Consider the following 12,708-nt stretch of genomic DNA (forward strand, 5'->3'; position numbering starts at 1 on the left):
GTTCTCATGACCGTCTCCGCACCGCGGCAGGGGCCGCGAAGAACACGTCCTCGGTGAAGCTGACGTGCTCGCGCACGGTGAGCGGGCCGAAGCGGCGCAAGGCGCGCAGCACCTCGTCCACCAGCCGCCCGGGCGCGGACGCTCCCGCGGACAGTCCGACGGTGGCCGCGGGCACGATCCACTCGGGCCGGATTTCGGTGAAATCGTCGATCAGATACGCCGGAATGCCCTGGCGGCGGGCCACTTCCACCATGCGCTGCGAATTGGAGGAGTTGGCCGAGCCGACCACCAGGAACACCTCGCTGCGTGCGGCCACTTCCTCCACCGCGCGCTGCCGATTCGTGCTGGCGTAGCAGATGTCCGCACTCGCCGGGCCGTGCAAGCGCGGGAAACGCCGGCGCAGCGCGGCCACGGTCTCTGCCGTCTCCTCCACCGACAGCGTGGTCTGGGTGAGATAGGAGACCCGGTCCGCATCTGGCACGGTGAGCGCCAGCGCCGCCGCCGGACTGTCGATGAGCACGGTGGCCTCGGGCGCTTCGCCCGCCGTGCCTTCCACCTCCTCGTGCCCGGCATGCCCGATCAGCACCACGGTGTCGCCGCGCGCGGCGAAACGCCTGGCCTCCGCATGCACTTTGGTCACCAGCGGGCAGGTGGCGTCCACCACGGTGAGCCCGCGCGCGGCCGCGGCCGCGCGCACCGCCGGTGACACGCCGTGCGCGGAGAACACCACGGTCGCCCCGGGCGGCACCTCGTCGAGCTCTGCCACGAAGATCGCCCCGCGTGCCGCCAGGTCCGCCACCACGTGGGTGTTGTGCACGATCTGTTTGCGCACGTACACGGGTTCGACGCGGTCCGGGTCGGCCAGCAGCCGTTCCACGGTGTCGATGGCGCGCTCCACGCCCGCACAGAACGAGCGGGGCGCGGCCAGCAGCACCGTGCGCGGGCGGGGATCGGCAGGCTTGTCCAATAACGCTGTAGCAGGCTGTGCGTCCATGGTGGCTGACTCTCCTTGTATTCGTGCCTTCGTCACTTGTCGCGATGCGCGACCAATTGAGCGAGCGTGATCAGATCCCCGCAGGCGGGCCGATCCGGCAGCGCCGCAACGGCTTTGCGAATGCGCCGCTCGGCTTCACGCTGGGTCCATCGGCGGGCGCCGCATTCCTCGATCAGCCGTGCCGCACAGGCGATCTCGCTGGGGGTCAGGGGCTCCTCGCCCCGGTAGAGCACCGCCAGCTCCCGGCCCGCGTCGGTACCCGATTCCAGGGCGGCCACCACCGGCAGTGATCGTTTCCGCCGCCCCAGATCGCTGGAGGGCTTACCGCTGGCGGCCGGATCGCCCCAGATGCCCAGCAGATCGTCGATGGCCTGGAACGCGATACCCAGCTCGCGCCCGAACCGGTTCAGCCGATCGACCGCATCGGGTTCCGCGTCCGCGCACAGCCCGCCCAGCGCGCAGGCGCACCCGAACAACGATCCGGTCTTTCCGACGGCCATCCGCTCGTATTCGGCGATGGAAGTGCCGCAGCCGATTTCGATGGCGCAATCCTCGTGCTGTCCCCGGCACAATTCGATGACGGTGCGCTCCAGCCGATCCACCGCGATCACGGCGGTGCGCTGCGGCATATGCGTCGCAAGCACTTTGGCGGCCAGCGCGTGCAGGGCATCGCCGAGCAGTATGGCGTCCGCGAGTCCCCATACCCGCCATACGGTGGGCCGCCCGCGCCGGAATTCGTCGCCGTCCATGACATCGTCGTGGACCAGGGTGAAATTGTGAATCAATTCGACCGCGGCCGCCGCGGGGGCCGCCGCGGCCGCGAGCCCGTCGCAGGCGTAGGCCGCCGCCGTCGCCAGCGCCGGGCGCAGCCCCTTGCCGGAGTCGGCGCGCACGGTCCGGCCGTGCGTGTCCCACCAGCCGAAATGATATCCGGCCATGCGGCACAAGGGTTCCGGTAGCGACAGCACCGCCTCGCGTAGTACCGGTTCCAGGACGGCGCGGGCCCCCGCCAGCAGTTCGGCGGGGCGGCGGACGGGCGGGACGAAAGCTGTCACGGTCATGACGGCGCTTCTTTCACGGCATGAGACGGGAGTAGCGGCGGCATTTCGCGGGCCGGCGGGGACCGGTGCGCTATTTCGCGCACCACGAAGACGCCCTGCACCATCCGGACGGAATTGCGGCGCTCCTCTTCGAATTCCGCCCCTTCAGCGGGTGGGGAAATCAGGAAGACGAAACGGATGCATGGCACATCCCCGGGAATAGGCAGAACGGAATATCCTGCACGATAACGAGATACGTCGGGAGGGATTCTGCGACCGATCGGGCTCTCCGGCACGAGAGCGCTGCGAGTTCACAAAGCGTATTGCTCAAAGTCTACGTCCGAATGCAATTTCAGTAAAGGTCTCAACTACCCGGAAACCTGCTGCCGGCTGCGATCCGCAGGCCCGCACCGCTACCGGTCGGTCCCGGTCAGCCGTTGCGCCAGGGAGCTGAGGAACTGTTTGGCGGGGGCCGGAATCCCGATGCGCTCCAAGGCATCCAGGGCCTGTTCGCGGCGGCGCGCCACCATCCGCTCGATCTCCGCGCGCGCTCCGACCTCGATCATGATGTCCCGGCAGATGGTCGCGCCGCGACTGTCCAGGCCCGGATTCCCCAGCAGCGCACGCAATTCCACCGCCGCCCCGCCGCGCGCCCGGCCCAGCGCGGCGGCGACCAGGGCGGTGTGCTTGCCGTCGCGCAGCACGTCCACCCGGGAGCCGTCGGTGGCGCGGTCGCCGAACACATTGTGCAGATCCTCGTTCAGGTGCACGGCCTCGCCCAGGGCCGCGGCGTAGGCGGCCAGGCCCTCCTGGACCAGCGGGTCGGCGCCGGCCAGGCGGGCGCCCAGTTGCAATGGGCGCTCGCAGGTGTAGGCCACGGTGCGGTATCGGATGATCTCGAGGGCGCGGTCCAGGTCGTCGGCGGGGTCGCCGGTGGCCAGCAGGTCGAGGTATTGGCCGTAGATCACCTCGACGCGCATGGCGGTGATCATCGAACCGGCGGCCACGCGCTGGCGGGCGCTGAGATGGGCGGTACCGACCAGTTCGTCCGACCAGGCCAGGGCGAGATCGCCGAGCAGCAGCGCGGCCTGGCGGCCGAAGCGATCGCGATCGGGTTTGTCGGTGTAGCGGGCGGCCAGCGCGCACGGGATGGTGGGATGCCCGCGCCGGGTGATGCGGCGTTCGATCACATCGGTGTGGATGAGCACGGCCGCGTGCAGCATCTCCAAAGCGGCGGCCACCCGGATCACCGCCATCGGCAGGCGTTCGCTGCCGCCGGCCGCGTACCAGCCGAGCACGCACAGCAGCGGGCGCACGCGGCGGCCGCCGGAGAAGACGAAGGAATGCAGCCCGTCGACGAAGTCCGCGGGTAGTCGGGCACGGTCGGAACCGCGCGCCTTGTCGGCCAGGAAGCCCTCCAGCACGATATCGACGCGTTCGCGCACACCGCGCAGATCACCGGGCATTGTGAGCTCACCGTTCACCGGGTCGAACATGTCGTCGCCTCTCCGCAGCACCAGGGAAAGATTTATCGCATTGCGTCCGAAGGAGATTCGTCGCTCAGCTATACCGCGGATCGGTTCCGTGCCCTTCGATGAAGCTCTCGTGCCGACACCGGCAGCAATACTTCCGCATACATGCCCGACCGTTCTCGCCGCATCGCGACCGACCGGTAGTGTCGTCGATCGCGCGGCCCAGCTGACCCGGAAGAATTCTAATACCAGCGCCTAGCAACGGTAAAGCCATCGAAAGTGGGCCAGCTGCCGGACATTTGACCATGAGTGTTTCGGTTGTCTTCGAACTCGTTGCGCGCTACCGGCTTTCGACCGGCTACCCGCAGGCGACAGATTTCCCGCCCGACGCGACTCGCCGTGCGCCGTCGCCGGCGGTCGCGTGGCGCGGTGCGGACACCGGATCGGGTGAGACCGGGCTCACCTCCGCCGCCCGCCGGAATCCGGGCAGATCGGGCCGCGATACGGTTTGCGGCAAAGGACACGAGCAAGGAGAAGACGACGTGCAACGAATCGGTGTGATCGGTGGCGGCACCATGGGTGCGGGAATCGCCGAAGTGGCGGCGCGGGCGGGCGGCGACGTCCTGGTCCTGGAGCGCGATGCCGCCGCGGCGGACGCCGCCGTCGACCGGATCGGCAAGTCCCTGGCCCGGGCGGTCAAGTCAGGCCGGCTCGAGCAGGCCGCCGCGGACGAAGCGCGGGCGCGCATCACCCTCACCGTGAACATCGACGACTTCGCCGACCGCGAACTGGTCATCGAGGCCGCGCCGGAGATCGAGTCGCTCAAGGCCGACTTCTTCGCCAAGCTGGACGCCATCGTCTCCCCGGACGCCATCCTGGCCACCAACACCTCCTCGATCCCGGTCATCCGGATCGCCAACGCCACCTCGAACCCCGGTCGCGTGGTGGGCGTGCACTTCTTCAACCCGGTGCCGGTGCTGCCGCTGGTCGAGATCGTGGTCACGCTCAAGACCGATCGCGCCGTCGCCGACGCGGTCACCGCCTACGCCCGCGACGTGCTGGGCAAGCGCACCATCGAATCCAAGGACCAGGCCGGGTTCATCGTCAATGCGCTGCTGATCCCCTACCTGTGCAACGCGATTCGCATGTTCGAGACCGGCTTCGCCTCCGCCGAGGACATCGACGAGGGCATGGTCAGCGGCTGCGCCCATCCGATGGGCCCGCTGCGCCTGACCGACACCGTCGGCCTGGACGTGACCCTGGCCGTCGCCGAATCGCTCTACGCGGAATTCGGCGAGCCGCAGTACGCCCCGCCGGTCCTGCTGCGCCGCATGGTGGAAGCCGGCTACCTGGGCCGCAAGGCCGGTCGCGGCTTCTACACCTACTGAGCCGCAATACTTTTCGCCGCGCGCGCCATCCGATCGGGTGGCGCGTGCGGCGTCGTTTCAGGGCGCGGGGGTGGTGAGCCGGGTGATCGCCTGGGGTTCAGCCGCGCACGCTCGAGGGGGCGCGTGAGATACGGCCGCCGAGGCGTTCGTTGACGGCGAAGCCGTGGCGGCGGCACCAGTCCGCCAGGCGGGGGACGGCGGAATCGTCGTCGCGGAAGGTCGGCACCAGCTGGCCCACGATATGCAGGTGCTGGGCGTCGGCGGCGCGGCAGAGTTGTTGCAGCGTGGCGGTGCCCAGGCCGGTGCCGCGTAGTTCCGGATTGACGGTGATGCCGTCGAGTTTCACCGTGTCGGCGTAGATCTCGAAGTCGACCTCCACCAGATCGTCGTCCCGGCGCAGGGCTTCGATATCCGCGGGCAAGGGGCGCAGCACGCCGGGGAGGTGATCCGAAAGGCGTTGCCGCGCAGCATCGTCCGGGGCCGTGCGGGTGACCGCCAGGACCTGGTCGGTGAGCTCCTCCACGACCACTCGATCGCCGACGGCGGCCAGCGGGCGGGCTTCCTCGCAGGCGGTGGCGATCACCTTCAATTGCCGCGTCCAATGCGGATGTTCGGGCTCGTACCGAGTGATCAACTCCGCGAGCGTGTTCTCCAAGCAGATCGAGATCCCCCGCGCCCGCAACCGCCCGCCGGACAACACGCCCCACCGATGATCCTCCGCCCCCACCCCGTGCTGCGCCAGCTGCCGCCGCAGCGTGTCCCGCCGCGAAGCCGCGGCCGACACCGGCGCCCCCGGCAGATAATGCAACCACCGCTTCCATCCGGTGAGATTCGCGCGAATCCGCCCCGAGGCCACATCCGCACTGGCCTCGAGATAGTTGCACAACGCTTGCTCACGCCGCTCGACAAGCTCACTGGCCCGCCCGTCGCCCGCCGCTCCCAACCGCGACTCACCCTCGCTCATGCGAACCACGCTAGCGTCCAGTATCCGAACAGCTGGTCATAGGCGCGGCAGAGTTCAAATAGATTCCCGCCCACACCGCCTTCGGGCTCACCGGCAGAGCAACGCCAGAAATTCGCCAACTACCTGACGCAGCCGCCCCAAGTACCCGATCATGCCGCGCCGATCACCCGACCGCGCCGCCCCAATCACCCATTCATGCCGGCCGATCGCCCGTTCATGGTGTGTCGGAAATCCACCGCGACCACCGCTTCTGGACGCGTCGCCCCAGGCCAGGACGGCGGGACCGTAGGAATGCGCGCGCAGCGACCACGCCGCGCCGTATCGCCCCAACAGCGCCGACCCCGGCGGAAGTCAATGCCTGTCGTACGCGGGTTCTGAGCGCGCGCCGCCGCGCGCCAAGACGCCGAGCAGCAGCGCAGCGATCGTGAACAGCGCCGCCACCGCGCACATCACTCCCGCCCAGCCCGCCGCCGCGTAGGCGATGCCCGCGGCGCTGCCGACCACCGCGCTGCCGAGGTAGTAGGCGAACAGGTACAGCGAGGAGGCCGCGCCGCGCTGGACCGCGAGCGCGCCCACCCAGGCGCTGGCCACGGCGTGGGCGGCGAAGAATCCGAAAGTGAACAGCAGCACGCCGGGGATGATCACGATCAGCCGATCCGGAATCGTGCACGCCAGGCCCGCTCCCATCAGCAGGACCGACACGCTCAGCACCCGGTGGTGCCCGCGCCGGTCCGCGAGCCGGCCCGCCAGCGCCGAGGCCGCCGTGCCCGCCAGGTACAGCACGAAAATCGAACCCGCTACGGCCGCAGGCAGATCGAAGGGCCGCTGGGTCAGCCGGTAGCCGAGGAAGTTGTAGACCGAGACGAAGCTGCCCATCAATACGAACGCCAGGCCGAACAACGCCGCCAGCCGTCGATCCCGGAGTTGCGCCGCCAGATCACCGAGCACCGTCCGGAATCCCGCCGGCCGCGCCACGAACCCGCGCGACGGCGGCAGCGTCTTCACGAACCAGATCGCGCACCCGGCCGCCGCGATCGACACCGCCGCCTCGGCCCATCGCCACGACCCCAGTGCCAGGGTGAACGACGGAATCAACCGCCCGGCCAGCCCGCCGACACTCGTGCCCGCCACGTACACCCCCATGGCCGCACCGAGACTCGCACCGCCGATCTCCTCGGCCAGATACGCCATCGCCACCGCGGGCACCCCGGCCAACGCCAACCCCTGCGCCGCCCGCACCGCCAGCAGCGCGTCCAGCGACCCGCACAGCGGCAGCAGCAACCCCAGCCCCGACGCCAGCACCGCCGACCCGATCATCACCCGCGTCCGCCCCACCCGCGAGGACAACGCACTCACCGGCACGATCGCCAGCGCCAGGACCCCCGTCGTCAACGACACCGCCAACGCCGCATGCGCGGGCGTCACCCCGAACGCCGCCGACAAACTCGGCAGCAACGCCTGTGCGCTGTACATACTCGCGAACGTCGTCAATCCCGCCGCGAAGAGCGCTCTGATGATCCGTTGCTCCCGTTGCTCGACGCCACCGGCATCCCGCGCCGTACGCACCCGCTGCTGCGGCGCGGGAAGCGGAACCGCTTGCGGAACAACGGTTTGCGCCGGCGCGGCCTGCGGCGGTACGCCACCACCGGCGCCGGCGGACGGATCAGCGAGCCGACCGCTCAGCGCGGCACCATGGCCGCCACCCGCGCGGTCCCGCGAAAGGCGCGTGACGCCCCTCCGCGCGCCGCCCGGATCAGTAGCGGATTCCGTGTCGGCGAGGCTGCGCGGCGGGACGTTCCCGACCGGTCGGTGGCCATCGGCGGCGGGTTCGGTGGTGGTCATCGGGGCTGCGCATCGTATGTCATATCCCCAGGCTGGGCGACTGGCACTTAGAACGGAAATGCATCATTATCAGCGTTTATATGTTGTAGATGCATATAGCGAGGAGGCGGGGTGCTCGGGGCGGATCTGGAGTGGTTCACGACACTCGCGGAGTTGGAGAACGTCACGGCCGCGGCGGAGCGGTTGCATATCGCGCAGCCGACCCTGTCGCGAATGCTGGGACGGCTCGAGACGCGAGTGGGGGTGCGGCTGTTCGATCGGCAGGGGAAGCGGCTGGCGCTCAACGAGTTCGGGCGGGTGTATTACGAGCATGCGCGGCGGGCGCGGGCGGAATTGCAGGCCGGGGAACAGGCGGTGGCGGATCTGGCGAATCCGGCGAAAGGGGTGGTGCGGCTGGCGTTTCTGCACTCGTTCGGGAGCTGGATGGTGCCGCGGTTGATCGGGGACTTCCGGCGGGAGTCGGGGCGGATCGCGTTCACGCTGTCGCAGGGGGCGGCGGAGGTGATAACCAGGCAGGTGCTGGAGGGGTCGGCGGACCTGGCGATCGTGTCGCCCCGGCCTACCGACACGGGGCTGGGATGGAAGCTCCTGGCGCGGCAGCCGCTCGCATTGGGGGTGCCGGCGGACCATCGGGCGGCGGGACGGCGGCAGGTGCGGTTGAGCGAATTGCGGGATGCCGACTTCATCACCATGGCGCCGGGGTACGGGATGCGGCGGATCTTCGACGAGCTGTGTGCCGCAGCCGAATTGCGTCCCCGGATCGCCTTCGAATCGTCGGATCTGATCACGGTGGCGGGGCTGGTTGCGGCGGGCCTGGGGGTGAGCGTGCTGCCGGCGGAGGAACCGGTGCCGCCGGGGGTGGTGCTGGTTCCGCTCGGCGATGCGGGAGCGGTGCGCGAGGTCGGGCTGATCTGGTCGGCGACGGCCACGCCCGCCGACGCGGTGCGGCGGTTCCGGGATTTCGCCGAGGAGTGGGCGCGGGCACGGCGGAGCCGATGACCGGCGGGCGCATTCACGCCAGCTCGAAAACTACCAAGCGGCTGCTTGATTGGCGGCGGCGTGCCAACCTTGCTGCATGGATGTCGACCTCACCGCTCTCGACCGCTTCGCGCACGGCTTCCCGCACGAGGTCTTCGACATGCTGCGCCGGGAAGCACCGGTGTGGTGGCATCCGCCGACCGTCAATACCCCTGGCGGGGAAGGGTTCTGGGTCCTGAGCCGCTACGCCGACATCGTGGCCGCCGCCGGCGACGGCACCACCTTCTCCTCCACCACCGGCGGCAAACGCACCGGCGGCGGCACCCTCATCGAGGATCTGCCGCCGGAACGCGCGGGCGCACTGCTGAACATGATGGACGACCCCCGGCACGCCCACATCCGGAAACTGCTGATGTCCAGCGTCGCCCCGCGCACCCTGACCCTCATCGAAGCCGAACTGCGCGGGCGCGCCGACCGGATCGTCTCCGCCGCACTGGACCTGGGCGACTGCGACTTCCTGGTCGATCTGGCCGCCGAACTCCCGCTGCAGGCCGTCGCCCAATTGCTCGGCGTCCCACAGGAAGACCGCCACCAGCTCTTCGACTGGGCCACCACCGGCCTGGACTATGACGACCGCGAACTCGGCCAGAGCACCGAACGCACCCTGCGCGCCTCCGCGAACACCTACGCGTACGCCACGAAACTGCTGGCGGACAAGCGCGTCGAGCCCGGCGAGGACCTCATGTCACTGGCCGCCCAGGCCGAGGTGGACGGCGCGCCGCTCTCGGATATGGAGCAGCACATGCTGTTCAGCCTGCTGATCGCGGCGGGCAGCGAGACCACCCGCAATGCCATCGCCATCGGCATGCTCGCGCTCATCGACCGCCCGGAACTGTGGAAGTCCCTGCAGCGCAATCCCGCCCAGCTGGAGACCGCCGTCGAGGAAATGCTGCGCTGGGCCTCCCCCACCCCGTACAACCGGCGCACCGCCACCCACGACTGCATTCTCGGCGGCCGCCGGATCCGGGCCGGGGACAAGGTGACGCTGTGGTGGGCGTCGGCCAATCGGGACGACGAGGTGTTCACCGACCCGCACCGCTTCGACCTCACCCGCCGCCCGAACCCGCACGTGGCGTTCGGGCGCGGCGGGCATTTCTGTCTCGGCGCGGCCCTGGCCCGCATGGAGATGCGGGTGTTCTTCCGGGTGCTGCTGGATCGCGTCGCCGCCGTAACCCGCACCGGCCCGGTCGAATACACCCGCAGCAACAAGCACACCGGGGTCCGGCACATGCCGGTGCGGATCGAAGCGCGCTGACGGCTCTCAGAGCAGGCCGGCCAGCGCCGACAGCGGTCCGGGCAGGCCCTCGGCATGCTTCTTCAGGCCCGTCAGCACCGGATTCGGGGTTTCGGCGCGCAGCCGGTCCAGCTCGGCCTGCATGGTGCCGACCGTCTGCTCGTAGGCGGCGTCCACCAGCACGGTGTCCTCGGGATCGCCGACCTCGGTGGACCAGTCCAGCGCGGGCAGGAAGCTGACGCTCACGTGCGCGGGCAGCGGAATCTGCGGCAGGATGGGCGCGACGCCGAAGGGCAGGCCGACGGTGTACGGAAACACCTTGGCGCGCACCAGCTTGTCGAGCTGCAGCAGTTTCGCGGTGCGTTCACCGCGGCTGAGCACGAAAATGGAGTCGTGGCCGCCGTTCGCCACCGCCGGGATGACCGGCACGCCCAGCTTCATGGCCAGGCGGATGAAACCCTTGCGCCCCGCGAAATCGATCTTGCCGCGGTCGGTCCACGGCCGGCACGCCTCCCAGTCGCCGCCCGGGTAGACCATGACCGCGCCGCCGTCCTTCAGCCCCGCCGAGGCCGCCTCCTGCGAGGCCGCGATGACGCCGAAGTCACGCAGGCTGTCCCCCAACAGCGGTGCGCGCAGAAGGATTTCGTGGGCGACACCGAAGCTGGGCTCGTCCGGGCGGCGCTCCATCATGGACATGAAGGTGATCCACACCTCGGGCGCCCAGTAGATCGAGGAGTGATTGCCGATCACCAGGGCCGGGCCGGACGCGGGCAGATTCTCCAGGCCGCTGACGGTGGGCGTGAAGTAATTGGTGTAGGCCCGGGCCAATGGCAGCAGCGGGTGGTTGGGGTCCGGGCGCTTCATGGTTTCGCTCATGTGTTTGTCCTGTTCTGTCACGATGCGGAGGGCGGGCGGCCCGCGACGACACCCGCCGACGTCCGAATCGACGTCGAGCAGAACAGAATTGCCCCCGGTCACATCCCCATTGATAGAACCCGACTGCCGCGTCCTCGCGGTCCCGTTCGGCGTGTGTGCGCAGATCGCCACCTTGCGATTGGATGCCCCTGCATCGCCCTCCTGCACCTTCAACGTTATCGACCCTAACGCTTGCTTGGTAGAGAGTGTGCGAAACCCAACATTCGCGCATATAGCTCCGGCATCGGCCGATTACCCGCCCTAGGATGCGGAAACCTCCGCCGCCGTTGACAAACCAGACAGACGGTATTTGCGGCCCGATCGCCATCCGCTTTGTTACGGTGTACTCGCGCTAGCTGAGGTGTAACTACGACCGTTCGGAGCCGCGCATGCCGCGGTATCGCACCGCCGTCGAAACTCGATACCGGGACGCCGTCCACGCCGCGGCGGCATTCCTCGCCGCCACCGTCGCGGGCCTGGCGCTCATGGTGCCCTTCGATTTTCGGTGCATCGGCGAATCCGGCTCGCTGCAAACCACACTCCTGATCTTCAATGTGCCGCGGGCCAGCGCCGCCGGCGCGCTGGTCGCCGTCGTCACCGCGGTCATCGTCGGCATGTTCGGGCTGCGCGCGGCATGGGCGACGGCCTTCGGTTCCGCGCTGGTGGTGCTGATCGACCATCTCGTCGTGCACGCGCCCGTCGGCGGATCGCTGGCCTCGGCCAACTTCATCGACTCCATCTTCGCGGGCATACTGCTCGGCGCGGCGGGGGCGGCGGCCTTGAAACGCGGTGAAACCGCCGCCGCCGGAGCGAAACTCACCGTGCCCGCCATCGGGTATCTACTCGGCGGCATCGCCAGTACCCTGCTCGGCAATGTGGTGGAAAACGCTGTCGGGCAGAGCGATTCGAACTCACTGCTGGATCGCGCCTTCGTGGATATGCCGCCGGTGTGGCTGATCGCGGCCACGACGTGCGCGATCGCGGCCAGCCTGCTGCTGTCCGGGGAACGCGCGATCGCGCACCACACCACCGCCGTGGATCTGCCCTTCGGGCCGATCTTCGCCGCCGCCCTGCTCATCACCGCGCTGGCCGGGACCTCCGAATGGCTGGCCCGGCGGGCCGAGGGGCTCGGCGATGTCGCGATCGCGGTCGTGGTGACCGTCGGGGCGGCGTTGATCGCGGCGCTGCTGCTGCCCAGGCGCGACGGCACGCTGGTCTTGCTCATGGTCGCGACCGCGGCGACCGCCACCACCATCACCGCCAATCCCCCGCCGCCGTGGACGCTGCCGCTCGGGCTCGCGGCCGTCGCCGCCGGGTTGTACGCCGGCCGGCGCCGGCCCGCTCCCGTGTACGCGGGGCTGGCGGTCAGTGTGCTCGCGGTGTACGCGGTGTTCACCACCGCGGTGGCGCAGGACAGTTCGGTCATCGCGATCCTCGGTGGGCTGGCGCTGTGCGCGGTGTCCGGGTATTGCTTCGGTTCGGCGCTGCCGTCCATCGCGGCGGGTACCGTGCTGGCGCTGGCCGTGCAGTTCGTGCCGTCGGCGCTGGCGGCGCTGCGGGATCGGCGGATCGGCATTCCGTGGAATTCGGAGCTGTGGTCGTGCGGGGCCGACCGGCCCGCCACCTATGTGCCGGGATGGACGGCGGTGGCCATCGCGCTGGGATGCGTGCTGGCCATCCTGCTGCTGCGACGGAAGCGGCCCGTGCCGGACCGCTGATCGTCGTTGCCGTTCTTTGGACTGCCATGGAATTGCACTGCGGGTTCCGACATTCGCGACATTCATGCCTAGATGCGCATATCGGCGTAATCGAATGCCAGAA

The 12,708-nt window shown here is 69.4% G+C and carries 10 protein-coding genes; 4 read left to right on the forward strand and 6 right to left on the reverse strand.

The window, feature by feature from the left end; genetic code table 11:
• Window positions 1-4 precede the first annotated feature (4 nt).
• The 3 genes from ispH to LTV02_RS17160 all read right to left on the reverse strand — a co-directional run bounded on the left by ispH (window position 5) and on the right by LTV02_RS17160 (window position 3,530).
• Window positions 5-994 (reverse strand): 4-hydroxy-3-methylbut-2-enyl diphosphate reductase, encoded by a 990-nt coding sequence (gene ispH, locus LTV02_RS17150; protein ID WP_233040949.1) that lies wholly within the window; start codon window positions 992-994, stop codon window positions 5-7.
• Between the two features lie 32 nt (window positions 995-1,026).
• The gene (locus LTV02_RS17155; RefSeq protein WP_233040950.1) at window positions 1,027-2,055 is read right to left on the reverse strand and encodes a polyprenyl synthetase family protein; all 1,029 of its coding nucleotides are present in this window, start codon (window positions 2,053-2,055) and stop codon (window positions 1,027-1,029) included.
• A 392-nt stretch (window positions 2,056-2,447) separates the two neighbouring features.
• Window positions 2,448-3,530, reverse strand: a complete 1,083-nt coding sequence (locus LTV02_RS17160; protein ID WP_233040951.1) for a polyprenyl synthetase family protein — start codon at window positions 3,528-3,530, stop codon at window positions 2,448-2,450.
• A gap of 518 nt (window positions 3,531-4,048) precedes the next feature.
• Here LTV02_RS17160 and LTV02_RS17165 point away from each other — a divergent pair.
• Entirely contained in the window at window positions 4,049-4,894 is an 846-nt protein-coding gene (locus tag LTV02_RS17165) for a 3-hydroxybutyryl-CoA dehydrogenase (RefSeq protein WP_067714430.1), read from the forward strand.
• Window positions 4,895-4,991: 97 nt separating this feature from the next.
• Here LTV02_RS17165 and LTV02_RS17170 read toward each other — a convergent pair whose 3' ends face one another.
• Window positions 4,992-5,858: a GNAT family N-acetyltransferase gene (locus LTV02_RS17170; RefSeq protein WP_233040952.1), complete on the reverse strand. Its 867-nt coding sequence runs from the start codon at window positions 5,856-5,858 to the stop codon at window positions 4,992-4,994.
• 351 nt (window positions 5,859-6,209) lie between these two features.
• On the reverse strand, window positions 6,210-7,700 hold the full coding sequence (locus LTV02_RS17175) for an MFS transporter (RefSeq protein ID WP_332909585.1): 1,491 nt from the start codon (window positions 7,698-7,700) through the stop codon (window positions 6,210-6,212).
• A 111-nt stretch (window positions 7,701-7,811) separates the two neighbouring features.
• Here LTV02_RS17175 and LTV02_RS17180 point away from each other — a divergent pair, with 111 nt between their 5' ends.
• Complete coding sequence (locus LTV02_RS17180; RefSeq protein ID WP_233040953.1) at window positions 7,812-8,699, forward strand: LysR family transcriptional regulator; 888 nt, start codon at window positions 7,812-7,814, stop codon at window positions 8,697-8,699.
• 76 nt (window positions 8,700-8,775) lie between these two features.
• On the forward strand, window positions 8,776-9,993 hold the full coding sequence (locus tag LTV02_RS17185) for a cytochrome P450 (protein WP_233040954.1): 1,218 nt from the start codon (window positions 8,776-8,778) through the stop codon (window positions 9,991-9,993).
• 6 nt (window positions 9,994-9,999) lie between these two features.
• Here the strand turns inward: LTV02_RS17185 and LTV02_RS17190 are convergent, their stop codons facing one another.
• Window positions 10,000-10,848 carry a 1-acyl-sn-glycerol-3-phosphate acyltransferase gene (locus LTV02_RS17190; protein ID WP_233040955.1) on the reverse strand — a complete coding sequence of 283 codons (849 nt, stop codon included), beginning with the start codon at window positions 10,846-10,848 and terminating at the stop codon, window positions 10,000-10,002.
• Window positions 10,849-11,276: 428 nt separating this feature from the next.
• Here LTV02_RS17190 and LTV02_RS17195 point away from each other — a divergent pair, with 428 nt between their 5' ends.
• Complete coding sequence (locus LTV02_RS17195) at window positions 11,277-12,605, forward strand: hypothetical protein (protein ID WP_233040956.1); 1,329 nt, start codon at window positions 11,277-11,279, stop codon at window positions 12,603-12,605.
• Window positions 12,606-12,708: the final 103 nt, after the last annotated feature.

Source organism: Nocardia yamanashiensis (genome assembly GCF_021183565.1).
GTDB lineage: Bacteria > Actinomycetota > Actinomycetes > Mycobacteriales > Mycobacteriaceae > Nocardia > Nocardia yamanashiensis.